24 protein-coding genes are annotated in these 24863 nt (G+C 68.9%); 13 read left to right on the top strand and 11 right to left on the bottom strand.

Going from position 1 to position 24863, the window contains the following annotated elements; genetic code table 11:
- Positions 1 to 18: 18 nt before the first annotated feature.
- From WS91_RS25970 to WS91_RS34615, 3 genes are all read left to right on the top strand, one after another.
- Entirely contained in the window at positions 19 to 846 is an 828-nt protein-coding gene (locus WS91_RS25970) for a DMT family transporter (RefSeq protein ID WP_038753432.1), read from the top strand.
- 11 nt (positions 847 to 857) lie between these two features.
- A complete protein-coding gene (locus WS91_RS25975) occupies positions 858 to 1838 on the top strand; it encodes an NAD(P)-dependent oxidoreductase (protein ID WP_231752097.1) in 981 nt (326 codons plus the stop codon).
- Between the two features lie 141 nt (positions 1839 to 1979).
- Positions 1980 to 2336 (top strand): hypothetical protein, encoded by a 357-nt coding sequence (locus WS91_RS34615; RefSeq protein WP_082758352.1) that lies wholly within the window; start codon positions 1980 to 1982, stop codon positions 2334 to 2336.
- Between the two features lie 70 nt (positions 2337 to 2406).
- Here WS91_RS34615 and ubiA read toward each other — a convergent pair whose 3' ends face one another.
- The 8 genes from ubiA to recG form a co-directional block, all read right to left on the bottom strand.
- Positions 2407 to 3270, bottom strand: coding sequence for a 4-hydroxybenzoate octaprenyltransferase (gene ubiA / locus WS91_RS25985; RefSeq protein ID WP_038753301.1), 864 nt, complete (start codon positions 3268 to 3270; stop codon positions 2407 to 2409).
- Between the two features lie 335 nt (positions 3271 to 3605).
- Positions 3606 to 4067, bottom strand: a complete 462-nt coding sequence (locus WS91_RS25990; protein WP_059671287.1) for a winged helix-turn-helix transcriptional regulator — start codon at positions 4065 to 4067, stop codon at positions 3606 to 3608.
- A 292-nt stretch (positions 4068 to 4359) separates the two neighbouring features.
- Complete coding sequence (gene dpsA, locus WS91_RS25995) at positions 4360 to 4848, bottom strand: non-specific DNA-binding protein DpsA (protein ID WP_038753298.1); 489 nt, start codon at positions 4846 to 4848, stop codon at positions 4360 to 4362.
- A gap of 232 nt (positions 4849 to 5080) precedes the next feature.
- A complete protein-coding gene (locus WS91_RS34620) occupies positions 5081 to 5218 on the bottom strand; it encodes a hypothetical protein (protein WP_082758366.1) in 138 nt (45 codons plus the stop codon).
- A 104-nt stretch (positions 5219 to 5322) separates the two neighbouring features.
- Positions 5323 to 7509 carry a catalase/peroxidase HPI gene (gene katG / locus WS91_RS26005; RefSeq protein ID WP_059671289.1) on the bottom strand — a complete coding sequence of 729 codons (2187 nt, stop codon included), beginning with the start codon at positions 7507 to 7509 and terminating at the stop codon, positions 5323 to 5325.
- Positions 7510 to 7666: 157 nt separating this feature from the next.
- Positions 7667 to 7804, bottom strand: coding sequence for a hypothetical protein (locus tag WS91_RS36995; RefSeq protein ID WP_186448563.1), 138 nt, complete (start codon positions 7802 to 7804; stop codon positions 7667 to 7669).
- A 207-nt stretch (positions 7805 to 8011) separates the two neighbouring features.
- Entirely contained in the window at positions 8012 to 8971 is a 960-nt protein-coding gene (locus WS91_RS26015; RefSeq protein ID WP_038753288.1) for a hydrogen peroxide-inducible genes activator, read from the bottom strand.
- 124 nt (positions 8972 to 9095) lie between these two features.
- Positions 9096 to 11786 carry an ATP-dependent DNA helicase RecG gene (gene recG / locus WS91_RS26020; RefSeq protein ID WP_059671290.1) on the bottom strand — a complete coding sequence of 897 codons (2691 nt, stop codon included), beginning with the start codon at positions 11784 to 11786 and terminating at the stop codon, positions 9096 to 9098.
- Positions 11787 to 11934: 148 nt separating this feature from the next.
- On the opposite strand from recG, the gene queA reads away from it, so the two are divergent.
- The 5 genes from queA to secF all read left to right on the top strand — a co-directional run bounded on the left by queA (position 11935) and on the right by secF (position 18293).
- The gene (queA, locus tag WS91_RS26025; RefSeq protein ID WP_059583400.1) at positions 11935 to 13020 is read left to right on the top strand and encodes a tRNA preQ1(34) S-adenosylmethionine ribosyltransferase-isomerase QueA; all 1086 of its coding nucleotides are present in this window, start codon (positions 11935 to 11937) and stop codon (positions 13018 to 13020) included.
- A 279-nt stretch (positions 13021 to 13299) separates the two neighbouring features.
- Positions 13300 to 14487: a tRNA guanosine(34) transglycosylase Tgt gene (gene tgt, locus WS91_RS26030; RefSeq protein WP_038753284.1), complete on the top strand. Its 1188-nt coding sequence runs from the start codon at positions 13300 to 13302 to the stop codon at positions 14485 to 14487.
- Between the two features lie 376 nt (positions 14488 to 14863).
- The gene (gene yajC / locus WS91_RS26035) at positions 14864 to 15190 is read left to right on the top strand and encodes a preprotein translocase subunit YajC (protein ID WP_009913541.1); all 327 of its coding nucleotides are present in this window, start codon (positions 14864 to 14866) and stop codon (positions 15188 to 15190) included.
- A 106-nt stretch (positions 15191 to 15296) separates the two neighbouring features.
- Positions 15297 to 17327, top strand: a complete 2031-nt coding sequence (secD, locus tag WS91_RS26040) for a protein translocase subunit SecD (RefSeq protein ID WP_038753282.1) — start codon at positions 15297 to 15299, stop codon at positions 17325 to 17327.
- Between the two features lie 15 nt (positions 17328 to 17342).
- Positions 17343 to 18293: a protein translocase subunit SecF gene (gene secF / locus WS91_RS26045; protein ID WP_038753280.1), complete on the top strand. Its 951-nt coding sequence runs from the start codon at positions 17343 to 17345 to the stop codon at positions 18291 to 18293.
- A 358-nt stretch (positions 18294 to 18651) separates the two neighbouring features.
- On the opposite strand, the gene WS91_RS26050 is transcribed toward secF, so the two are convergent.
- The 3 genes from WS91_RS26050 to WS91_RS26060 all read right to left on the bottom strand — a co-directional run bounded on the left by WS91_RS26050 (position 18652) and on the right by WS91_RS26060 (position 20429).
- Complete coding sequence (locus tag WS91_RS26050; protein ID WP_038753426.1) at positions 18652 to 19230, bottom strand: YceI family protein; 579 nt, start codon at positions 19228 to 19230, stop codon at positions 18652 to 18654.
- 66 nt (positions 19231 to 19296) lie between these two features.
- Positions 19297 to 19857, bottom strand: a complete 561-nt coding sequence (locus WS91_RS26055) for a YceI family protein (protein WP_059671291.1) — start codon at positions 19855 to 19857, stop codon at positions 19297 to 19299.
- Between the two features lie 11 nt (positions 19858 to 19868).
- Positions 19869 to 20429, bottom strand: coding sequence for a cytochrome b (locus WS91_RS26060; RefSeq protein WP_038753276.1), 561 nt, complete (start codon positions 20427 to 20429; stop codon positions 19869 to 19871).
- Positions 20430 to 20691: 262 nt separating this feature from the next.
- Here WS91_RS26060 and WS91_RS26070 point away from each other — a divergent pair, with 262 nt between their 5' ends.
- The 5 genes from WS91_RS26070 to WS91_RS37625 all read left to right on the top strand — a co-directional run.
- A complete protein-coding gene (locus WS91_RS26070) occupies positions 20692 to 21375 on the top strand; it encodes a paraquat-inducible protein A (RefSeq protein ID WP_038753272.1) in 684 nt (227 codons plus the stop codon).
- Positions 21372 to 22034 (top strand): paraquat-inducible protein A, encoded by a 663-nt coding sequence (locus WS91_RS26075; protein ID WP_059583396.1) that lies wholly within the window; start codon positions 21372 to 21374, stop codon positions 22032 to 22034. The genes WS91_RS26070 and WS91_RS26075 overlap by 4 nt, the downstream gene beginning before the upstream one ends.
- Complete coding sequence (locus WS91_RS26080) at positions 22027 to 23682, top strand: PqiB family protein (protein ID WP_059583394.1); 1656 nt, start codon at positions 22027 to 22029, stop codon at positions 23680 to 23682. The genes WS91_RS26075 and WS91_RS26080 overlap by 8 nt, the downstream gene beginning before the upstream one ends.
- Positions 23679 to 24473, top strand: a complete 795-nt coding sequence (locus tag WS91_RS26085; protein ID WP_059671292.1) for a PqiC family protein — start codon at positions 23679 to 23681, stop codon at positions 24471 to 24473. The genes WS91_RS26080 and WS91_RS26085 overlap by 4 nt, the downstream gene beginning before the upstream one ends.
- A 177-nt stretch (positions 24474 to 24650) precedes the next feature.
- Positions 24651 to 24863: hypothetical protein (locus WS91_RS37625; RefSeq protein ID WP_231752098.1), on the top strand; the 213-nt coding region annotated here is incomplete at its 3' end.

Raw genomic sequence — 24863 nt, forward strand, 5'->3', positions numbered from 1 at the left:
CAATTTCGGATCGGCGAAATGATCAGTTATGTCGGTGGCCTGGTGTTGCTCGCAGCATTGCTGCACGCGTCATGGAATGCGATTCTGCACGGCAATCGAGACCGCTTCCTGTCGATGACGTGGATGAGCATCGGCATCGCCGCCGTCGCGATCGCCTTCGTCGCGTTCCTGCCCGCTCCCGCCGCGCCGTCCTGGCCGTACGTCGTCGCTTCGGGCATCGTGCACATCGGCTACAACCTGAGCCTCGTCTATGCGTACCGGCGCGGCGATCTCGGCGAGGCTTATCCGATCGCCCGCGGCTCGTCTCCGCTTCTCGTCACGCTCGGCGCGGCGCTCTTCGCGGGCGAGCGCCTCGGCGCGCTCCACCTGATCGGCATCGCGCTCGTTTCGGCCGGCATCGTCAGTCTCGCGTGGCAGCGCAGCAAGGTGTCGTATGCGAACGCGGCGGCAGCGCTCATGACGGGCGTCACGATCGCGCTGTACACCGTCATCGACGGCATCGGCGTGCGCCTGTCCGGCAATTCGGTCTCGTACGTCGCGTGGACCTTCGTGTTCTACGCACTGATGCCCGCCGTGTTCGTGGCGGCCCGCGGCCCGCGCGCGCTGAGCGCGCCGCGAATCGACATCGGCTCGTCGGTCGTCGGCGGCATCGTGTCGATCGTCGCGTACGGCATCGTCGTCTGGGCGATGCAATTCGGCGCGATGGGCGCCGTATCCGCGATCCGGGAAACGAGCGTCGTGTTCGCCGTGCTGATCGGCCGGATCTTCCTGAACGAGCAGGTCACGGCGAAGCGCTTCGTTTCATGCGTCGTGATCGCGGCCGGTGCGGTCTGCATCGGCGCATGAGGCCCCGAACGATGAAAGCCGCTCCGCCCCCCGGCATCCTCGCCACCGTCTGCACGCCAGACGTCACCCTCGACGCCGTTCGACGCGAGTTTCCGGTCGCGGGCCCGGTCGATCTGTCGGCGCCGCGCGCGGACCTGCGCGGCGCCGAGCAGGCAAACGTGCTGCTGACGGTCGGCCGGATCGGCGCGAGCCGGGACGCGATGGCGCGGCTGCCGAACCTGTCGATGATCTGCTGCTGCGGCTCGGGGTTCGAAGGCGTCGATCTCCCCGCCGCGCGCGATCGCGGGATCGTCGTCGCGCACTGCCCCGACGCGAACGCGTCGGCCGTCGCGGAATTCGCGATCTGCCTGCTATCGGCGTGCGTGCGGCAGCTTCCGGCGCTGCATCGCTTCGTCGCCGACGGAAACTGGCGCGTCGCGCGCCCGATTCCCTTCCCGCGCGGACGCGGCATTGCCGGCGCGCGCGTGGGAATCGTCGGGCTCGGCGCGATCGGGCGGCGGATCGCGGCGCGGCTCGTCGCGATGGAGGCGCAAGTCGGGTACACCGCACTGCGGGCGAAGCCCGAATCGGGCCTCACGTTCTTTTCCACCGCGCTCGACCTCGCGCATTGGGCCGATCATCTCGTCGTCGCGTGCCGCGCCGACGAGCATAACCGCGGCCTCGTCGGCCGCGACGTCATCGGCGCGATCGGGCCGGCCGGCGCCCTCGTCAACATCGCGCGCGGCTCGCTCGTCGACGAAGCCGCGCTGGCCGGCGCGCTGGCCGAACGGCGACTCGGCTGGGCCGGACTCGACGTGTTCGCCGACGAACCGAACGTCGGCGAAGCGTTGCGCCGCCTGCCGAACGTCATCCTGACGCCGCACGTCGCCGCGGAAACGCTGGAAGCGCAGCAGGCGGTAGCCAGAATGGCGCTCGAGAACGTTCGATCGCATGTGGCCGGAATGCCGGTGCCCTATCCGGTCCGGCCGGGCGCGGAACGTTCGCCGAATTGAAACGGGTGTCGTGCCGCACGCCGACGAATCCGCGCGGAGGATGCGGAGGATGCGGAGGATGCGGAGGACGCGACGCGGCGCGGCGCGATGCGATGCGATCACCGATCGTCAATGCCGCGCGAACGTCGGCAAGCGCGTCTCATGAAGCACGAAGACATAGACACGAAGTGGGATTCGGGCGTCGCAAAGGGCTTCGGCTTCGGCTTCGGCTCCGGCTTCGGCTTCGGCTTCGGCTTCGGCTTCGGCTCCGGCTTCGGCTCCGGCTCCGGCTCCGGCTCCGGCTTCGACTTCGACTTCGACATCGGCTTCGACTCCGGCTCCGGCTCCGGCTCCGGCTCCAGCTTCGGCTTCGGCTTCGGCTTCGGCTCCAGCCTGTACCCGCACGCGGCGGCATGGCCGCGTGATCGCGCTCGCGAACGCAACGCGTGCGCCCTTGCGCGCAAGCGCTCACGCAGCTCGCGCGCAAGGGCGGCCTTCGCGCACGGTTTCGGCACATAAAAAGAAAGCGGCCCGACGGCCGCTCTCCCTTCTCCGCCGGACGACGGCCAAGCCGCCGCCGTCGCGACGCCTACAGCGCAGCGAGCGCGTAATGCGCGGCGATCCCCGCGAACAGCACGCCGCCCAGCCAGTTGTTGTGCCGGAACGCCGCGAAGCACGCCATCCGCTCGCGGTCCTTGATCAGCGTGTAGTGATAGATCGAGCAGCCGGCCGCCGCGGCCCAGCCCGCCCAGTACGGCCAGCCGAAGCGCAGCGTCGCGCCGAGCCACGCGTAGATGCCGAGCATCCCCGCGTAGCAGAGCATGATCGCGAGCACGTCATGGCGGCCGAACGTGATCGCCGACGTACGCATGCCGATCTTCAAGTCGTCGTCGCGATCGACCATCGCGTACGCGGTGTCATACGCGACCGACCAGAGCACGTTGGCCGCCAGCATCGCCCATGCGATCGCCGGCACCGTGTCCTGCACGGCCGCGAACGCCATCGGAATCCCGAAGCCGAACGCGATGCCGAGGTACGCCTGCGGAATCGCGAAAAAACGCTTCATGAACGGATAGGTCGCCGCGACGACCACCGCGACGACCGACAACTCCTTCGTCAGCGCATTGAGCGGCAGGATCAGCAGGAACGACACGAGCGCGAGGCCAACCGCGATCGCGACCGCCTCCCATGCGCGGATCTTGCCCGACGTGAGCGGCCGGTCGGCGGTGCGCTTCACGTGGCGATCGAAATCGCGGTCCGCGTAATCGTTGATCGCGCAGCCGGCCGAGCGCATCAGCAGCGTGCCGAGCACGAAGATGAAGACGAGCGACGGCGCCGGGCGGCCGTCGGACGCGATCCACAGCGCGTTGAGCGTCGGCCAGAGCAGCAGCAGGCTGCCGATCGGCTTGTCCATCCGGATCAGCCGCAAATAGAGAGGAAAACGGGCGAGCATCGGGGCAAACGGGCGGCGAGCCCGGGAACGTAACCCCGGCATTGTAGAACCGTGCGGGATTTGCGGCAAAAACGCGGGAGCTGCGCTATTGCCCTTTTTTATCGTTCCTTCCGCTCGTGCTCGTGCTCGCGCTCGCACCTGCGCGCGGCTCGGCGGCTTCGCTCGAGACGGAAAGGCGGCAAACGCGCGGGCGCATCGATGTCGTGCTTCGTCGGCGCGGCAAGCTGCGTGGTGATCGGCGCGACGACCGCGCGCCGAGCGAGCGCGCACGCGCCGAACTCGCTCGCGCGCCGCACGGCGCTGCGCCTCTCCGCGCGACCGCTGGCGTTCGTCGACTAACGCTCGTCGTCCGTGCCGAGCTTGTCGACGAACGCGTCTTCCGGCCGCAGCACGCGCCCGCCGTGCGTGCGCGGCGCCATCGCGGCGACGGGCCGGCCGCTGCGCCGCTCGACGAGACGCGAACGCGGCTCGTCCGCCGCGAACAGCCGCGCCTCGCCCCACTGCCGCAGCGCGACGACGACCGGAAAGAGCGCGCGCCCCTTGTCGGTCAGCACGTACTCGTGGTGCGCGGAGCCGTCGGACGCGGGCGCCGCCGCGAGCACGCCCGAATCGACGAGCGTCTTCAGCCGGTCGGCGAGCATGTTGCGCGCGATGCCGAGGCTGCGCTGGAACTCGGTGAAGCGGCGCACGCCGTCGAACGCGTCGCGCACGATGAGGAGCGACCAGCGATCGCCGACCGCGTCCACCGCGCGCGCGACGGGGCAGGCATCGGCGCTCATGTCTCTACGTCGGGCCATGGCTTGCGGGAATCGAAAAAAATGCGTCGCGGCGCGCGGCGGCAAACCGTGCGTGCCGCGGACAATAAGTTGCATTCTAAAACCGTCCGCGCGGCTCGCCAATCGCCGCGCGAGCGCCGGCCCAGACCGGGCCGCGTACGCGCGCGGGCGTGGCGGAATCACCCGGCGCGCCACATGTGAAAAAGCCTCTCGCGGCCAGGCCGCGGGAGGCTTGCGTCAAATCGACCGACTCAGGAAAAAGACCCGCGCCACGGCGCTCGAAGCGGCGGCGGCACCGCCGCGCGCCGCTCGCTCACGCAAGCAGCGAGCGCAACATCCACGCGGTCTTCTCGTGCGTCTGCAGGCGCTGCGTCAGCAGATCGGCGGTCGGCTCGTCGCTGGCCGCGTCGGCGTCCGGGAAGATCGCGCGCGCGGTGCGCACGACGGCCTCGTGCCCTTCGACGAGCTGGCGGATCATGTCCTCGGCGGCCGGCACGCCGTCCGCTTCCGGAATCGACGTCAGTTTCGCGAATTCGCGATACGTGCCCGGCGCGACGACGCCGAGCGTGCGGATGCGCTCCGCGACGAGATCGACGGCGAGCCACAGCTCGTTGTACTGCTCCTCGAACATCAGGTGCAGCGTGTTGAACATCGGGCCCGTCACGTTCCAGTGGAAGTTGTGCGTCTTCAGGTAGAGCGTGTACGTATCGGCGAGCAGGCGGGACAGCCCTTCCGCGATTTTCTTGCGATCCTTGTCACTGATGCCGATGTTGATCTGGGTTGCGTTGCTTTTCTTGGCCATCCTCGAGACTCCTTGTCCGATGGTTCGAACCGGCGAAAATGCATCGAAAGATCCGCATGCCGAACGCGACGTGCGCGTATGCGACATGCGCGTATCAGGCATGCGCGTATGCGACGTGCATGTGCGACGAGCGTGCCGGCGGCATGCTGCACGTGTGCGCGCCGCGCGCGTTCGGGCCGCGCCAGTTTAGCCTAGTTCGCGATCGCGCAATTTGCGCGAAACGGATGCGCGCTCAACCGCCCGCGGCCGCCGCGAGATGACGCGCGGCCTGAGCGATCAGCACGGCCGCGCCGCTGCCCGCGATCGCGAAGCCGACGAGCCGCCGCAGCGCGACGGCGCTCGCGCGCCTGTCGAGAATCATTTGCGTCATGATCATCCCTCCCTGAAGCGAAATCGGCGGTCCGCGGAGAAACGGCCGGTCATGCGCCCGGCCGTCTCCCGTTGCGTCGCCGCGTCAGCGGCACATCGCCGCGATCACGCGAGGTCGAAGCGGTCGAGATTCATCACCTTGTTCCAGACCGCCACGAAATCGCGCACGAACTTCTCCTCGGCGTCCGCGCTGCCGTAGACCTCGGCCAGCGCGCGCAGCTGCGAGTTCGAGCCGAACACGAGGTCGACGCGCGTGCCCGTCCACCTGACTTCGCCCGTCGCGCGGTCGCGCCCTTCGAACACGTCGTTCGCGGCCGACGCGGGCTTCCACTCGGTGCCCATGTCGAGCAGGTTCACGAAGAAGTCGTTGGTGAGCGCCTCGGTACGCGCGGTAAACACGCCGTGCTTGCTCCCCCCGACGTTCGCGCCGAGCACGCGCAGCCCGCCCAGCAGCACCGCCATCTGCGGCGCGCTCAGCGTGAGCAGTTGCGCCTTGTCGACGAGCAACACCTCCGCCGGCACCGTGTACTTGCCCTTCAGGTAGTTGCGGAAACCGTCCGCGACCGGCTCGAGCACGGCCATCGCTTCGACGTCGGTCTGCTCCTGCGACGCGTCCATGCGGCCCGGCGCGAACGGCACCGTCACCGCGTGGCCCGCGTTCTTCGCAGCCTGCTCGACGCCCGCGCAGCCGGCGAGCACGATCAGATCGGCGAGCGACACCTTCTTGCCGCCCGGCTGCGCGGCGTTGAACGCCTGCTGGATGCCCTCGAGCGTCGCGAGCACCTTCGCGAGCTGCTCGGGCTGGTTCGCTTCCCAGCCCTTCTGCGGCGCGAGGCGGATGCGCGCGCCGTTCGCGCCGCCGCGCTTGTCCGAGCCGCGGAACGTCGACGCCGACGCCCACGCGGTCGACACGAGCTGCGACACGGACAGCCCCGACGCGAGCACCTTGGCCTTCAGCGCGGCGATGTCGGCATCGTCGATCAGCGGGTGGTCGACGGCCGGAATCGGGTCCTGCCACAGCAGTTCCTCGGCCGGCACTTCCGGGCCGAGATAGCGCGCGCGCGGGCCCATGTCGCGGTGCGTGAGCTTGAACCACGCGCGCGCGAACGCGTCGGCGAACTGGTCCGGGTTCTCGTGGAAGCGGCGCGAGATCTTTTCGTACGCGGGATCGAAGCGCAGCGACAGGTCGGTCGTCAGCATCGTCGGCCGGTGCTTCTTCGACGGATCGTACGCATCGGGAATCACCGCGTCGGCGTCTTTCGCGACCCACTGGTGCGCGCCCGCCGGGCTCTTCGTCAGTTCCCATTCATAGCCGAACAGGTTCTCGAAGAAGTTGTTGCTCCACTGCGTCGGCGTGGTCGTCCACGTGACTTCCAGGCCGCTCGTGATCGCGTCGCGGCCCTTACCCGTGCCGTACGCGCTCTTCCAGCCGAGGCCCTGCTCCTCGATGCCCGCGGCTTCCGGCTCGGCGCCGACGTTCGACGCGGGGCCCGCGCCGTGCGTCTTGCCGAACGTGTGGCCGCCCGCGATCAGCGCGACCGTCTCTTCGTCGTTCATCGCCATCCGCGCGAAGGTCTCGCGGATGTCGCGCGCGGCGGCGAGCGGGTCGGGGTTGCCGTCCGGGCCTTCCGGGTTCACGTAGATGAGGCCCATCTGCACGGCGGCGAGCGGGTTTTCGAGGTTGCGGTCGCCCGAGTAGCGGCTGCTCGGGCCGCCGCTCAGTTCCAGCCAGATCTTCTCCGAGCCCCAATAGACGTCCTCGGGCTCCCACGTGTCCGCGCGGCCGCCCGCGAAGCCGAAGGTCTTGAAGCCCATCGATTCGAGCGCGACGTTGCCGGTCAGAATCAGCAGGTCGGCCCACGAGATGCTGCGCCCGTACTTCTGCTTGATCGGCCACAGCAGCCGGCGCGCCTTGTCGAGATTCGCGTTGTCGGGCCAGCTGTTGAGCGGCGCGAAGCGCTGCTGGCCTTCGCCCGCGCCGCCGCGGCCGTCGGCCGTGCGGTAGGTGCCCGCGCTGTGCCACGCCATGCGGATGAACAGGCCGCCGTAGTGGCCGAAATCGGCCGGCCACCAGTCCTGCGACGTGGTCATCAACGCGTGAAGATCGCGCTTCACCGCAGCGAGGTCCAGCTTCTCGAACGCTTGCGCGTAGTCGAAATCCTTGTCCATCGGATCGGACAGCGACGAGTGCTGATGCAGGATGCTCAGGTCGAGCTGATTGGGCCACCAGTCCCGGTTCGACGTCCCGCCGCCTGCGGCGTGATGGAACGGGCACTTCGCTTCATTCGACATGCGATTTCTCCTTGGTTCGTCTACGCCCACCCGTGCGGCCCGGCATCGAAGCCGGACGCCGTTCGTGGAGCGTCATTGCGGGGCAAGAAACAGGTTGATCCATCCTGCGTACGGCGCGGCGAATGGTTCGGACATGCGGGCCGGCGCGCGGCGGCGGTCAGCTGCCGTACGCGCGGTCCGCGAGGTAGGCGAACGCAATCGGACGCAGGCTCCGGATGGCAGCCCTGGCACGATTGACGACCGTCATGCGCGGCGCAATGTTCCGCCGCGGGTGCTGCTTCGCCGAGTGCATCATGACATCCTCCTTTGACGCTTGCGCTGACCGTCCGGCGACGCCGCGCCGATCCATGCAAAAAATTTTACATATAGCTATCGCAATTTTGAAGTTAATAAATTTTATTTATGTTATAGGCAAAAATAAACGGAGCCGCGAGGCTCCGTTCAGGCGCGGCGACACGGCGCGTGTCGCACACGCCGCGCTCCGCTCGATTCGGCTCAAGGCTCAGTTCACCGTCGCCGGAATGTCGAGCTTCGACACGCCGGGCAGCTCGCACGCGGTGATCGCCTCGCTGATCGCGTCGATCGCCGGCATCCGCGTGAAGCTCTTGCGCCAGACGAGCACGACGCGCCGGTCCGGCACCGGCTCCTCGAACGGCACGTACGACAGCAGATCCGCGTCCGGGCCGTTCGCATGCGGCCCCACTTCGGAGACCGACATCCGCGGCAGCACCGTGATCCCGACGCCGCTCGCGACCATGTGGCGGATTGTCTCGAGCGACGAGCCCTCGAACGTCTTCTGGATGCCGTCCGCGGTCTGCGAGAAATGCATCAGCTCCGGGCACACGCCGAGCACGTGGTCGCGGAAGCAATGGCCGTTGCCGAGCAGCAGCATCGTCTCCTGCTTCAGATCGGCCGCGTCGATCTTGCGGCGCTTCTCCCACGGATGCCCGGCGGGCAGCGCGACGACGAACGGCTCGTCGTACAGCGGCCGCACCATCAGGCCGGTTTCGGGAAACGGCAGCGCCATGATCGCCGCGTCGATCTCGCCCTGCTTCAGCAGCTCGAGCAGCTTCAGCGTGTAGTTCTCCTGCAGCATCAGCGGCATCTGCGGCACGCGGCGGATCATCTGCTTGACGAGCGTGGGCAGCAGATAGGGCCCGATCGTATAGATCACGCCGAGCCGGAACGGCCCGATGAGCGGATCTTTGCCCTGCTTCGCGATCTCCTTGATCGCGAACGTTTGCTCAAGCACGCGCTGCGCCTGCGTGACGATCTGGTCGCCGATCGGCGTCACGCTCACTTCGCTCGCGCCGCGCTCGAAGATCTGCACGTTCAGCTCGTCTTCCAGCTTCTTGATCGCCACCGAGAGCGTCGGCTGGCTGACGAAACAGGCTTCGGCGGCCCGGCCGAAATGGCGTTCGCGCGCGACCGCGACGATGTACTTCAGTTCGGTAAGCGTCATTGCGGGTTAATCAATCATTTCATGACGATAGATTAAATTTATACACCGGTTGAGCCGATTCGCCAACCTTCGTCGAAAACATGCCGTGCCGCGCCGCGTGACGGCAGCCGCCCGAGCCGCGCGCTCACGCCTTCAGGTATTGCTCGCGCGCGCCGAGCCAACGCGCCAGATGCTGCTCGACGACGTCCGGATGGCCGGCGATGAGGCGCGCGGCCGCGTCGCGCGCCGGCTCGATCAGCCAGCCGTCGTTTTCCAGATCCGCGAAGCGCAGCATCGCCGCGCCCGACTGGCGCGCGCCGAGGAACTCGCCGGGGCCGCGAATCTCCAGATCGCGGCGCGCGATCTCGAAGCCGTCGGTCGTCTCGCGCATCGTCTTCAGGCGCGCGCGGCCCGCGATCGACAGCGGCCCGCTGTACATCAGCACGCACACCGACGCGGCGGTGCCGCGCCCCACCCGCCCGCGCAGCTGGTGCAGTTGCGCGAGCCCGAAGCGCTCGGCGTGCTCGATCACCATCAGCGACGCGTTCGGCACGTCGACGCCGACTTCGATCACCGTCGTCGCGACGAGCAACTGCACGTCGTTGCGCGAGAACGCGTCCATCACCGCGGCCTTCTCCGCCGGCGCGAGCCGGCCGTGCACGAGCCCCACCTTCAGCTCCGGCAGCGCGGCGACGAGCGTCTCGAACGTCTCGACGGCCGTCTGCAGTTGCAGCGTCTCGCTCTCCTCGATGAGCGGGCACACCCAGTACACCTGGCGGCCCGCGAGCGCCGCCTCGCGCACGCGGCCGATCACCTCGTCGCGGCGCGCGTCCGCCACGAGCCGGGTCAGGATCGGCGTGCGGCCGGGCGGCAGCTCGTCGATCGTCGACACGTCGAGATCCGCGTAGTACGTCATCGCGAGCGTGCGCGGAATCGGCGTCGCCGACATCATCAGCTGATGCGGCTGGAAGCCCGCCGCGCCGTCGGCCGCGTTCGCCGCCTTCGCGCGCAGCGCGAGCCGCTGCTCGACGCCGAAGCGGTGCTGCTCGTCGACGATCACGAGCCCGAGCCGCGCGAATTCGACCGTGTCCTGAATCATCGCGTGCGTGCCGATCACGAGCTGCGCGGTGCCGAGCGCGGCCGCCTCGAGCGCCGCGCGCTTGTCCTTCACCTTCAGGCTGCCGGCGAGCCATGCGACCGACACGCCGAGCGGCTCGAGCCAGCCGCGCAGCTTGCGCGCGTGCTGCTCGGCGAGGATTTCGGTCGGCGCCATCAGCGCGGCCTGGTAGCCGGCGTCGATCGCCTGCGCGGCGGCGAGCGCCGCGACGACGGTCTTGCCGCTGCCGACGTCGCCCTGCAGCAGCCGCTGCATCGGGTGCGGCTGCGTGAGGTCGTGCGCGATCTCGGCGACGACGCGCTCCTGCGCGCCCGTCAGCGTGAACGGCAGCGCCGCGTACAGGCGCGCGGACAGCGACGCGCCGTCGCCGCGCGCGCGGCGCGGCATCGCGGGCGCGGCGCGCGTGCGGCGCGCCTCGTGCGCGCGCTTGAGCGATAGCTGCTGCGCGAGCAGCTCGTCGAACTTGATGCGGGTCCACGCCGGGTGCGTGCCGTCGATGAGCGCCGTCTCGTCCGCGCCGACGCCCGGATGATGAAGGATGCGCACCGCGTCGGCGAGCGGCGGAACGTCGAGCGGCTTCAGGTACGCGCGCGCGATCTCGCCCGGCAGCAGCTCGGGCAGCGGCGTGCGCGTCAGCGCGTTGTCGATCGCCTTGCGCAGATACGCCTGCGACACGCCCGCCGTGCTCGGATAGACGGGCGTGAGCGCCTGCGGCAGCGGCGCGTGCTCGTCGACGGGCTTCACCGTCGGATGCACCATCTCCAGGCCGAAGAAGCCGCCGCGGACGTCGCCGCGCACGCGCAGCCGCTGGCCGACCGCCATCTGCTTGACCTGCGAGCCGTAGAAATTCAAGAAACGCAGCACGAGCTCGACGCCCGCGTCGTCGCGCAGCTTCACGAGCAATTGGCGGCGCGGCCGGTACGCGATCTCGTTGTCGAACACCACGCCTTCCGCCTGCGCGATTTCGCCCGGCAGCAGCTCGCCGATCGGCGTGAGCGTCGTCTCGTCCTCGTAGCGCATCGGCAGATGCAGGACGAGATCGATGTCGCGCTTCAAGCCGAGCTTCGCGAGCTTGTCGGCGGTTTTGACGAGCTTCGGCGCGGCCTTCGCGGCGGATGCGTCGGCGGCCGGCTTCGAGGCGGGCTTGGAAGCGGGCTTGGGAGCGGATTTCGAGGCGGATTTTGCGGCGCGCTTCGCGGGTTTCGTCGTTTCGGCCGGCGCGTCGTCGCGGTCGTCGCGGTCGGCCGGCAAGGCTTGGGCGGCCAGGAATGCCGGGGAGGCGGCCGGCACGATGCGGCCGTCGGCCGTGCGGCCTCGCGGCGCGCCCGCGCGCGGCCGCGATCGCGCGCCGGCGTCGGCGCCGAACTCGGCCCAAGCCGCCGCATGCGGCGCCTGCACCGGCGCGGCGGCGTCGGGCCGATTTGGCGCGTCGGCGTTTCGTGCGGCGCCCGATGCGCTCGGCGCACTCGGCGCGCCACGATCGCCCGGTCGCCGCTCGTCGCGGCCCCCGCGCGCCTTCCCCGCGCGCTGCGCCGCACGCGGCACGCCGGCGTTCGGCGCGTTCGGCGCGTCTTTCGCGTGGGCCGCATCCGTCGCATCCGTCGCACCCGTCACGCCGGGCGCGCCGGGCGCGCGCGCGGCGGCGCGCGACGCGGCGTCGTCGGCGAATGCATCGGCTTCGGCAGGATCGGTTACGGAACGGCGAACGGGCACTGGCATCGGGCAGAAGGCTAGCAAGTACAATAGCGGCTTTCACGTCGCACGAACGAGCGACGCCGGCCAAGCCGCGCAACCCCGCCATCATAGCGGCTCGTGCGCGCCGCGACGCGCTTCGCCCGTCAGGCCGGCCGCCCCGACCCCGTTTCGCATGCTCACGCTTTCCGATTTCGATTTCGATCTGCCGCCCGAGCTGATCGCACAAACCGCGCTGCCCGAACGCAGCGCGAGCCGCCTGCTCGAGGTGGACAACACGACCGAGCCCCCGCGCCTCGTCGACCGGCGCTTCGCCGAGCTGCCCGCGTGCGTCGCGCCGGGCGACCTGCTCGTGTTCAACGACACGAAGGTGCTGAAGGCGCGCTTCTTCGGCCACAAGGCGAGCGGCGGCAAGATCGAGGTGCTGATCGAGCGCGTCACGGGCACGCGCACCGCGCTCGCGCAGATCCGCGCGAGCAAGAGCCCCGCGCCCGGCACGACGCTCACGCTGGCCGACGCGTTCGACGTGACGGTGGGCGAGCGCGTCGAGCCGTTCTTCACGCTGCACTTTCCCGACGACTGCCTCGCGCTGATCGAGCGCCACGGCCGGCTACCGCTGCCGCCGTACATCGAGCACGTGCCGGATGCGAACGACGAGGCCCGCTATCAGACGGTGTTCGCGGCGAATCCGGGCGCCGTCGCCGCGCCGACGGCCGGCCTGCACTTCGACGACGCGGTGCTCGCCGCGCTCGACGCGCGCGGCGTCGAGCGCGCGACGCTCACGCTGCACGTCGGCGCGGGCACGTTCCAGCCGGTGCGCGTCGAGAACATCGCCGAGCACCGGATGCACAGCGAGTCGTACGAGCTGACCGCCGCGCTCGTCGAGCGGATCGCCGCGACCCGCGCGCGCGGCGGCCGCGTGATCGCGGTCGGCACGACGTCGATGCGCGCGCTCGAGGCGGCCGCGCGTGACGCGGAGAATGCCGGCCGGCCGCTCGCCGCGACGCACGCGGAAACCGACATCTTCATCACGCCGGGCTATCGCTTTCGCGTCGTCGACCGGCTCGTGACGAATTTCCATCTGCCGAAATCGACGCTGCTGATGCTCGTGTCGGCGTTCGCCGGCGTCGAGACGATCCGCGCCGCGTACCGGCACGCGATCGACGCGCGCTACCGTTTCTTCAGCTACGGCGACGCGATGCTGCTCACGCGGCGCGAGACGCCGGAGACGCCCGAGACGCCGCAAACGCCGGGCGCGTAGGCGGGCGGCCCGCGCGCAACGGCGGCGAGCGCACGTGCCGAACGCGCCCGCGGCGCGTCGCAAGCGCCGGCCGCCCGCGCAGCACTCGCCGCCTTCGCCCGCCGCGCGCCCGCTGCAAGCGTCCGCCGCCTTCGCCTGCCGGGCGCACCCGCTTTTTCACCGCCGCCGGAATCCCAGCGGCACTTTCAACATGCGCCGGACTTGTCGATCCGGAGTCAGCGCTTTAGCGCATACTCCGGTCCCATGCAAAGCGCTTCCGGTGGCAAGGAGAATCAAGCGATGACCGAAGGTTCATCCCACGATCACGATACGCACGATCACGTTCGCCCGCACAACGGCCTCAAGTTCGAACTGCTGACGACCGACGGCCGTGCGCGCCGCGGCCGCGTGACGCTCAATCACGGCGTGGTCGAGACGCCGATCTTCATGCCGGTCGGCACGTATGGCACCGTGAAGGCGGTGCAGCCGCGCGAGCTCGACGAGATGCGCGCGCAGATCATCCTCGGCAATACGTTTCACCTGTGGCTGCGCCCCGGCCTCGAGACGATCGCGGCGCACGGCGGGCTGCACCGCTTCATGGGCTGGCACAAGCCGATCCTCACCGATTCGGGCGGCTTCCAGGTGTTCTCGCTCGGCGATCTGCGCAAGATCACCGAGGAAGGCGTCACGTTCGCGTCGCCGATCAACGGCGACCGGTTGTTCCTGTCGCCGGAAGTGTCGATGCAGATCCAGAAGACGCTGAACTCGGACATCGTGATGCAGTTCGACGAATGCACGCCGTACGCGACCAACGGCGTGCCGACGACGCACCGTGAAGCGGCCGATTCGATGCGCATGTCGCTGCGCTGGGCGAAACGCTCGCTCGACGAGTTCGACCGCCTCGGCAATCCGAACGCGCTCTTCGGCATCGTGCAGGGCGGGATGCACGAGGATCTGCGCGACGAATCGCTCGCCGGCCTCGCCGAGCTCGGCTTCCACGGGCTCGCGATCGGCGGGCTGTCGGTAGGCGAGCCGAAGGAGGACATGATGCGCGTGCTCGAGCACGTCGCGCCGCGCCTGCCCGCCGACAAGCCGCACTACCTGATGGGCGTCGGCACGCCGGAGGATCTCGTCGCGGGCGTCGCCGCGGGCGTCGACATGTTCGACTGCGTGATGCCGACCCGCAACGCGCGCAACGGTTGGCTCTTCACGCGCTTCGGCGACGTGAAGATCCGCAACGCCACGCACAAGAATTCGCTCAAGCCGCTCGACGAAACCTGCGGCTGCTACACCTGCCGGAACTTCTCACGCGGCTACCTGCACCACTTGCACCGCGTCGGCGAGATTCTCGGCGCGCAGCTCAACACGATTCACAACCTGCACTACTACCTCGAGCTGATGCGCGAGATCCGCGAGGCGATCGAGACGCACACGTTCGACGCGTTCCAGAAGCGCTTCGCGGAGGATCGCGCGCGCGGCGTCGACTGACGGGGGCGCGGCGGCGCGTCGCGCGCAGAGGCGTCGCGCACGTCGGCCGGCGCGACGCCTCCGGCTTCGCGAAACGTGCGCACGTGCGCGCGCACGTTTCGCGGCGAATCGCCGCCGCGCATCGCGGCCATGCCGCCCGCCCAATGCCCTCGCCCGTTTGCGCCGGCCGCGCCCGCGCTTCGGCGCGCATATCGGACGACCGCCGCCGACGCGCCGGACCCGCAAAACCTTACAATTATCTTTCGCTACGCGCGCGAACGCCGCCGGATCGAGGTTAACAGCTTGAAACCAAAGCGCATTTGCGCCGCTGTCGCGGTTAGGGCCGGTGGTAGAATAACCGGCTTATTTTTCGATCTTCCCTAACGGAGAGACCAACGTGTCGTTCATTTCCAATGCCTATGCGCAAGGCGCAGCGGGCGGTGCCGAATCGAGCCTGATGAGCTTCCTGCCGCTCATCCTGATGTTCGCGGTGCTCTACTTCATCATGATCCGTCCGCAGATGAAGCGGCAGAAGGAGCATCGCAACATGCTCGCCGCGATGGCGAAGGGCGACGAAGTGGTGACGAGCGGCGGGCTCGTCGGCAAGGTGACGAAGGTGTCGGAAGCCTACATCGGCGTCGAGATCGCCGAGGGCACCGAGATCACCGTGCAGAAGGCCGCCGTCACGACCATCCTGCCGAAGGGCACGATCAAATCGCTGTAAGCCCCGCCCCGCGTCCGGCCGCCCACGGCCCGCGCCGCGAAGCGCGCGGGCGCGAGCGGCGCCGGACGCGACGCCATTCCAGCCAACCATCCCGTTCGGCCCCCTCATGAATCGTTATCCAATCTGGAAATATGTGGTGATGGTCGTGGCGCTCGCCATCGGCTTTCTGTACACATTGCCCAACTTCTTCGGCGAAGCGCCGGCGGTGCAGGTATCGAGCGGCAAGGCCACGGTCAAGCTCGGCGCCGACACGCTCGCGCAAGTCGAGGCAGCGCTCAAGGCCAGCCAGGTCACGGCCGACGACGTCACCTTCGACAACGCGAGCGCCAACGCGACCATCCGCGTGCGCCTGAAGGACACCGACACGCAGCTGCGCGTGAAGGACATGCTGCAAAAGGCGCTGAACGCCGATCCGAACGATCCGCAGTACGTCGTCGCGCTGAATCTGCAGAGCGCGTCGCCGCGCTGGCTGACCGCTCTGCACGCGCTGCCGATGTATCTCGGCCTCGACCTGCGCGGCGGCGTGCATTTCCTGCTGCAAGTCGACATGACGGGCGCGCTGACGAAGAAGCTCGATTCCGACGCGTCCGACGCCCGCACGCAACTGCGCGACAAGGGCATCCGCGACGGCGGCGTGAACCGCGTCGATCAGACGGTCGTCGCGAACTTCGCCGACCAGGACACCGCCGAGCAGGCGCGCAAGCTGCTCGCCTCGTCCGTCTCCGAACTCCAGTGGGCGACGCAGCCGGGCGGCGGCGGCTACCAGGTCGTCGGCACGTTCACGCCGGCCGTCCAGAAGGCCGTCGAGGAAGCGGCGCTCAAGCAGAACCTGACGACGCTGCACAACCGCGTCAACGAACTCGGCGTGTCCGAGCCGATCCTGCAGCAACAGGGCAACGACCGCATCGTCGTCGAGCTGCCGGGCGTGCAGGACACCGCGAAGGCGAAGGACATCATCGGCCGCACGGCGACGCTCGAGGCGCGCCTCGCCGACCCGCTCAACCTGCACCCGAACCCGAACGATCCGGTGCCGCCGGGCGAAGAGCTGTTCACGCAGGGCAACCAGGCGCCGGTGCTGCTGAAGAAGCAGGTGATCTTCACGGGCGACCGCATCATCGACGCGTCGGCGGGCTTCGACGAGCATCAGCGTCCGTCCGTGAACATCCGCCTCGACTCGGCGGGCGGCCGCGCGGTGCGCGCGGTGTCGCGCGAGAACATCGGCAAGCCGATGGCGATGGTGCTGTTCGAGAAGGGCAAGGGCGAAGTGCTGACCGTCGCGACGATCCAATCGGAGCTCGGCGACCGCTTCCAGATCACCGGCCAGCCGACCCCGCAGGCCGCCGCCGATCTCGCGCTCCTGCTGCGCGCGGGCTCGCTCGCCGCGCCGATGGACATCATCGAGGAACGCACGATCGGCCCGAGCCTCGGCGCGGACAACATCAAGATGGGCTTCCACTCGGTCGTCTGGGGCTTCGTCGCGATCGCCGTGTTCATGATCGCGTACTACATGCTGTTCGGCGTCGTGTCGGTGCTCGGCCTGTCGGTGAACCTGCTGCTGCTCGTCGCGGTGCTGTCGCTGATGCAGGCGACGCTCACGCTGCCCGGCATCGCGGCCATCGCGCTCGCGCTCGGCATGGCGATCGACTCGAACGTGCTGATCAACGAGCGCATCCGCGAGGAGCTGCGCGCCGGCGCGTCGCCGCAGATCGCGATCCAGCAGGGTTACTCGCACGCATGGGCGACGATTCTCGACTCGAACGTGACGACGCTGATCGCCGGCCTCGCCCTCCTCGCGTTCGGCTCGGGCCCCGTGCGCGCGTTCGCGATCGTGCACTGCCTCGGCATCCTGACGTCGATGTTCTCCGCGGTGTTCTTCTCGCGCGGCCTCGTGAACCTCTGGTACGGCGGCCGCAAGAAGCTGCAGTCGCTCGCGATCGGCCAGGTGTGGCGCCCCGCCGCCGCCGAAGCCGCGGCCGCGGCCGCGCCGCAGCTCGGCCAGGACGCGCGCGCGAACGCGCCGCAGGGCGCGCGCGTCGCCGCGCCGAAGCAGCCGGCCGGCGCGCCGCGCACCGGCAAGCCGGTCGCGCGCCGCCGCTCGGGACCGGGCGTGCCGCCCAAGCAAGGCTCGTCCAACTAAGCGCCGGAGACGAACATGGAATTTTTCCGCATCCGTAAAGACATTCCGTTCATGCGGCACGCGTTGATCTTCAACGTGATCTCGCTCGTGACGTTCCTCGCCGCCGTGTTCTTCCTGCTCCATCGCGGGCTGCATCTGTCCATCGAGTTCACGGGCGGCACGGTGATCGAGGTCCAGTATCAGCAGACCGCGCAGCTCGAGCCGGTGCGCTCGACGCTCGGCACGCTCGGCTACGCCGACGCGCAGGTGCAGAACTTCGGCACGTCGCGCAACGTGCTGATCCGCCTGCCGCTCAAGCAGGGCCTCACGTCCGCGCAGCAGAGCGACCAGGTGATGGCCGCGCTGAAGGCGCAGGACGCCGACGTGACGCTGCAGCGCGTCGAGTTCGTCGGCCCGCAGGTCGGCCGCGAGCTCGCGACCGACGGCCTGCTCGCGCTCGCGTGCGTCGTGATCGGCATCGTGATTTATCTGTCGTTCCGCTTCGAATGGAAGTACGCGGTCGCCGGCATCATCGCGAACCTGCACGACGTCGTGATCATTCTCGGCTTCTTCGCGTTCTTCCAGTGGGAGTTCTCGCTGTCGGTGCTGGCCGCGGTGCTCGCGGTGCTCGGCTACTCGGTCAACGAGTCGGTCGTCATCTTCGACCGAATCCGCGAGACGTTCCGCCGCGAACGCAAGATGACGGTGCAGGAAGTGATCAACCACGCGATCACGAGCACGATGTCGCGCACGATCATCACGCACACGTCGACCGAAATGATGGTGCTGTCGATGTTCTTCTTCGGCGGCCCGACGCTGCACTACTTCGCGCTCGCGCTGACGGTCGGCATCATGTTCGGCATCTATTCGTCGGTGTTCGTCGCGGGCTCGCTCGCGATGTGGCTCGGCATCAAGCGCGAGGATCTCATCAAGGAGAAGAAGACCGCGCACGATCCGAACGATCCGAACGCGGGCGCGCAGGTGTAAGCGCCCTGTCGCACGAAAAAGCCGGTTCCTCGCGAACCGGTTTTTTTTCGCCTGCGAATCGCTCGCACGCGCGCCCCTCGCCTCCTTGGCTCGCCGCCGCGCACGCACGCGGTCGCACGCGCCGGCGCGCGCGACGCCGGACGCGAACGCCCCGCTACCGGAACCCGAAGCGCCGCCGCAGCGCGACGAGCGCCGCGAGGCTCACGAGCGCGGCGAAGAACGGGCCGCGGCACGAATGCGGACGATTCTAGGCACACGCCGCGCGCGCCAAAAAAGAACCGCCGCGTCCGATACGGGACGCGGCGGTTCGTCGGAGCGATGGAGCCGCCGCGCATAGCGGGCGGCGCGCCGCTTCGCGTTACTGCTTGACCGCTTCGGCCGTGATGAGGAGCTTCGTCTTCATCTTGAAGCCGTACTGCTTGCCGTAGTCGAGGCCGAAGTCGTCGCGGTTGAATTCGCCGACCGCGTCGACGCCGCACACTTCCTTCTTCAGCATCGGGTGCGGCATGCACTTGAACGAATCGATCTTCAGCGTGAGCGGCTTCGTGACGCCGTGCAGCGTCAGGTTGCCGACGACTTCGGCCGGCTTGTCGCCTTCAAACTTGATCGTGCCCTTGTAGGTCGCTTCCGGGTATTTCGACGCGTCGAAGAAATCGGGCGTCTGCAGGTGCTCGTCGAGCTTCTGGTTGCCGGTCGCGATCGACGCGACCTTCGTCGTCACGTCGACGGTGCCCGTCTTCGCCGCGCGGTCGAGCGTCACGGTGCCGCTCGACTGGTCGAACTTGCCGCGCCACACCGACAGGCCGCCGAAGTGGTCCGCCTCGAAGCTCGGATACGTGTGGCTCGGATCGAACTGGTACGTTGCGGGCGCCGCATGCGCCGAGAACGACAGGGCGGCGGCGAGCGCGCCCGCGGCGATCATCAGTTGCTTGTTCAAATCAATCTCCTTGTGACGGCGCCGCATTCCGAAGCGGCGCAGGGGTGGTGCGAACTGCCGCCCGCGTTACTTCGCGGCGACGATGTGAAACTTGATCTGCACGTCGTCGGCGACGACGGACGTGTCCTTCCATTCGCCCGTGCCGACGTTGAACGTCGAGCGCTTGATCGGCAGCACGCCGTCGAAGACCTGCGACGCGCCGTTCTGCGTGATGGTCACGGGCACCGTCACGGGCACCGTCTTGCCCTTGATCGTCAGCTTGCCCGACACGTTGTACTTGTTGCCGCCCGCGGGCGCGATCGCGCTCGACACGAAGCTCGCCTGCGGGAACGCCTTCGCGTCGAACCAGTCCTTGCCCGCGACCTGATCGTTGTACATCTGGTCGCCGAGATCGTAGCTCGCGACGTCGATCGTCATCTGCGCGCCGCCCTGCGCGGCCTTCGACGGGTCGAACTTGATCTGCGCGGAGAACTTCTTGAACACGCCTTCCGTCGGCACGTTCATCTGCTTCGAGACGGCCGACACCTTGCTCTTCGCGAGATCGACCTGCGCGAACGCGGTGCCCGACACGGCGACCGAGGCGGCGGCGAACGCCGCGAGCATGTAGCGGTAGAACGAGACTTTCATAGCGATCCTTGTTATTTGAGGAACGGAAGCATCCGCGACAGCACGCCGTCGCGGTCGAGCCACTGGTGCTTGACGGCCGCCGCGACGTGCGCGGCGACGAGCGCGAGCAGGCCGTAGTTGAGCGCGACGTGCGCTGTCTTCAGCACCGCCTTCAGCGCGGGATCGGGGTCGATCAGGCGCGGCAGCGGCACGAGCCCGAGATAGACGACCGGAATGTTCGCGGCCGAGCTGTACAGGTAGCCCGTCACCGGAATCGCGAACATCAGCACGTAAAGGAGCGCGTGCACCGCGTGCGCGCCCGCGCGCTGCCATACGGGCATGCCGGCCGGCATCGGCGGCGGCACGTGGGTCGCGCGCCAGAGCACGCGCACGATCGCGAAAGCGAACACCGTGCAGCCGATCCACTTGTGCCACGAATAGTATTTGAGCTTCGTCGGCGTGAAGCCGTGAATGCTCGTCATCACCCAGCCGAGCGCGAAGCCGCACACGATGAGCAGCGCGATCAGCCAGTGGAGGGCGATCGCGGTGCGCGTGTAAGCTGCGGGGGACGTCGAAGACGGAAACGATGCCATGAAATCCTCAGTTCAGCGAAAAGCCGCGCCGGCGCTGCCGCATTCGTCCGACGCATGTCACGGCCGCCATGCTACCGCAACCGCCCGCGAATGGCAGAATCCCGAAATCGCCGCCCCGGCCGGGCGCGCCGGTCGGCCGGCCCGACGGCGCCGGCGGCCGGGCGCCGGTACTTGACACCGCAAAAACCGCCTTTTGATAAGATTGGCGCGGGTTCCGGCCCTGTGAACGCGGCGCCGCGACGCCGCGCAACCGCCCTTCCATATGGATAGAAACGCCCTGATTGCCTGTCACGAATGCGACGCACTGTTGCACAAACCGCCGCTTAGCGGCAAAGACATCGCCCGCTGTCCGCGCTGCGACGCGCTGCTCTACCGGAGCGGCTCGGCGCAGATCGACCGCATCTGCGCGCTCACGGCGGGCGCGCTCATCACCTTCCTGATCGCGCAGGGCTTCCCGATCCTCGAAATGGACGTGAACGGCATGCGCGTGCAGACGACGCTCTTCGGCGCGCTCGAGGCGATGTGGAATCAGGGGATGCCGCTCGTCGCGGTGATGGTGTTCTGCTCGACGCTGCTGTTCCCGCTCGTCGAGCTGTCGGCGCTCCTTTACGTGCTGATCCCGCTGCGCGCGGGCGCGATCCCGCCCGGCTTCAACCGCGTGCTGCGCGCGATCCAGCTCGTGCGGCCGTGGGGGATGATCGAAGTGTTCATGCTCGGCATCCTCGTCACGATCGTCAAGATGGTGAGCCTCGCGCGCGTGATTCCCGAGGCCGCGCTCTTCGCGTTCGCGGCGCTCACGCTGATGCTCGCCGTCGTCGTGATGTTCGATCCGCGCACGCTGTGGGACATCGCCGATTCGCTGTGCGAGCGCGCGCCGCGTGACGCGGCCGACACCGCCGCTGCGTCCGGCGCGGCCAGCCAAGCCGGCAAGGCGCGCGCGCGATGAGCGAGATCGTCACCGCCGCGCGGGCCGGCATGGCGAGCTGCCACGCATGCGGCCACGTGCAGAAGCTCACCCGCCCGTCGCCGGATTCGCTCGGCTCGCACGAAACGCCCGAGCACTGCGCGCGCTGCGGCGCCGCGCTGCACCTGCGCATACCGGACAGCATCGCGCGCACCTGGGCGCTCCTCCTCGCCGCCGCGATCCTCTACATCCCGGCGAACCTGCTGCCGATCATGCGCACGGCGTCGATCGTCGGCTCGCAGGAGGACACGATCATGAGCGGCGTCGTGTATTTCTGGGTGTCCGGCGAATGGCCGCTCGCCGTCGTCGTGTTCGTCGCGAGCATTCTCGTGCCGATGTTGAAGCTCGGCGTGCTCACGATCCTCGTCGTCACCGCGCAGCGCCGCTCCGCGTGGCGGCCGATGCAGCGCACCAAGCTCTACCGGATCGTCGAGCGGATCGGCCGCTGGTCGATGCTCGACATCTTCGTCGTCACGCTCACCGTCGCGCTCGTCCATTTCCGCTCGCTCGCGGTAATCACGGCGGGCCCCGGCGCGCTCGCGTTCGGCTCCGTCGTGATCCTGACGATGCTCGCGTCGATGCAATTCGACCCGCGCCTCATCTGGGACAACGTAGAAAACTCAGGGAATCCTCATGAATAGACCGCAAGGCCCGCAGCACGACCCGAACGCGGCCCCTCCCACCCCGCCCGGCGGCGAGCCGCCCGTCCTCCCCGAGCCCGTGATCACGCGGCGCTCCGGCTGGCTGCCGTCGCTCGTGTGGCTCGTGCCGCTCGTCGCCGCGCTGATCGGCATCGGGCTCGTCGTCAAATCGGTGCTCGAGCGCGGGCCGGAGGTCACGCTCAGCTTCAAGAGCGCCGAGGGCCTCGAGCCCGGCAAGACACAGGTCAAATACAAGGACGTCGAGATCGGCATGGTCAAGACGATCAAGCTGTCGAAGGATCTGTCGCACGTGCTCGTCGAAGTGCAGCTGAAGAAGGAGGCCGAGAACTTCGCGGTGAAGGGCTCGCGCTTCTGGGTCGTGCGGCCGCGGGTCGGCGCGACCGGCGTGTCGGGCCTCGGCACGCTGCTGTCGGGCGCGTACATCGGCGTCGACGCGGGCCGCTCGGACGAGACCGAGGAGTCGTTCACCGGGCTCGAGACGCCGCCCGCCGTCACCGGCGACCAGAAAGGCACGCAGTACGTACTGCGCGGCGATTCGCTCGGCTCGATCGACATCGGCTCGCCGATCTACTACCGGCGCGTGCAGGTCGGCCAGGTGGTCGGCTTCTCGCTCGACAAGGACGGCACGGGCGTCACGTTCCGCGTGTTCGTCACCGCGCCTTACGATCAGTACGTCGGCCTGAATTCGCGCTGGTGGCAGGCGAGCGGCGTCGACCTGCGGCTCGACTCGAGCGGCTTCAAGCTGAACACGCAGTCGCTCGCGACGGTGATCCTCGGCGGCATCGCGTTCCAGTCGCCGCCGAACCAGTCGGCCGGCTCGCCCGCGCCGAACAACATGACGTTCCGCTTGGGCGCCGACGAGACCGACGCGATGCGCGAGCCGGACGGCGAGCCGGTGCAGGTCGTGATGAACTTCAACCAGTCGCTGCGCGGGCTGTCCGTCGGCGCGCCCGTCGACTTCCGCGGCATCGTGCTCGGCCAGGTGACGAACATCGGCATCGACTACGACCCGAAGACGAAGAACTTCACGATGCCGGTGACGATGAACGTGTTCCCCGACCGGCTCGGCCGGAAGTTCCGCGAGGCGGCGCAGGACAAGGGCGACGCGGCGCGGCGCGAGGTGCTGTCGCGGCTCGTCCAGCACGGGCTGCGCGGCCAGCTGCGCACGGGCAACCTGCTGACGAGCCAGCTCTACGTCGCGCTCGATTTCTTCCCGAAGGCGCAGCCCGTGAAGATCGATCTCGACCGCCTGCCCGTGGAGCTGCCGACCGTGCCGAACACGCTCGACGAGCTGCAGCTGCAAGTCGCCGACATCGCGAAGAAGCTCGACAAGGTGCCGTTCGACCAGATCGGCGCGAACCTGAACAGCGCGCTCGCGAACGCGGACAAGCTGTTCAAGCGGCTCGACACCGAAGTCGCGCCCGAGGCGCGCGACACGCTGTCGGCCGCGAAGCAGACCTTCGCGACCGCGGAAGCGACGCTGCAGCAGGATTCGCCGCTGCAATCGGACGTGCGCGGCGCGCTGAAGGAGCTCACGCGCACGCTGCAGTCGCTCAACGCGCTCGCCGACTACCTCGAACGGCACCCCGAATCGCTGCTGAAAGGCAAACCAGGAGATCAGAAATGACCGCACGCTCGCTCCGACCGGCGCGTTTCGCGCGCGCCGCGGCGGTGGCCGCGGCGGCGGCCACGCTCGCGGCCTGCTCGTCGTCGCCGCCCGCGCGCTTCTACACGCTCGACGCCGCGGCGGCGGCCGGCGCCGCACAAACCGTCAGCGCGAATCCCGCGTTCCTGATCCAGGTGCCGTCCGTCGGCGTGCCGGAACAGGTCGCGAAAAATCAGTTCGTCGTGCAGCGGAACGCCGCGCAAGTCGACGTGCTCGAGCAGGAGCGCTGGGCGTCGCCGCCCGCCGACGAGATCCGCCGCGCGCTGTCGTCGGCGCTCACGCGGCGGCTCGACACGATCGACGTCGCCGACGCCGCATATCCGGCGGGCGTGCCCGTCTATCGGGTGAGCGTGAACGTCCAGCGCTTCGAGTCGTGGCCGGGCCGGCATGCGGCGCTCGCGGCCGTCTGGAGCGTGCGCGCGCTGCCGAGCCTGGCGGTGATGACCTGTCGCACCGACGTCGTCGAGCCGGTGCAGCCGGGCTACGACGCGCTCGTCGCGGGCCACCGGGACGCGGTCGGCGCGCTCGCCGAGCAGATCGCGGCCGGCGTGCGCGCAATGGCGGCGGCGCGCGCGAGCGGCGCGGCGAAGGCAGCGGCGAGCGGCGCGACGAGCGGGGCAGCGGCGAAGAAAGCCTCGACGGCGGCGAAGGAAACGGCGGCGGGCGATGCGTCCGCGCTCGCGACGCCGGTCGCGCGCTGTCCGGCAAATCCGGCTGCGGCGGACACGCAGCGCGTCGGCGACGCGCCGTGATGCGCGCGCGGCGCGGCGGGAGGGATCGGCGCGGCGGGGGGAATTTGGCGGTTGGACGGTTGGACGGTTGGACGGTTGGACGGTTGGACGGTTGGACGGTTGGGCGGTTGAGCGGTTGAGCGGTTGAGCGGTTGAGCGGTTGAGCGGTTGAGCGGTTGGGCGGTTGGGCGGTGAGTGGTGAGTGGTGAGCAGCCGACGGTTGAGGCGGTTCGCGGTTCGCGGTTCGCGGTTCGCGGTGAGGTAGCCGAGGCAGCGGCGTCGTGCAACTTGATCGCTCCGGAATGGATCGCGGCAGCGGTGAAGCTGGCGGAAGCGGCGGAAGCGGCGGAAGCGGCGGAAGCGGCGGAAGCGGCGGAAGCGGCGGAAGCGGCGGAAGCGGCGGAAGCGCAG

The organism is Burkholderia sp. MSMB1498 (assembly GCF_001526245.1).
GTDB lineage: Bacteria > Pseudomonadota > Gammaproteobacteria > Burkholderiales > Burkholderiaceae > Burkholderia > Burkholderia savannae.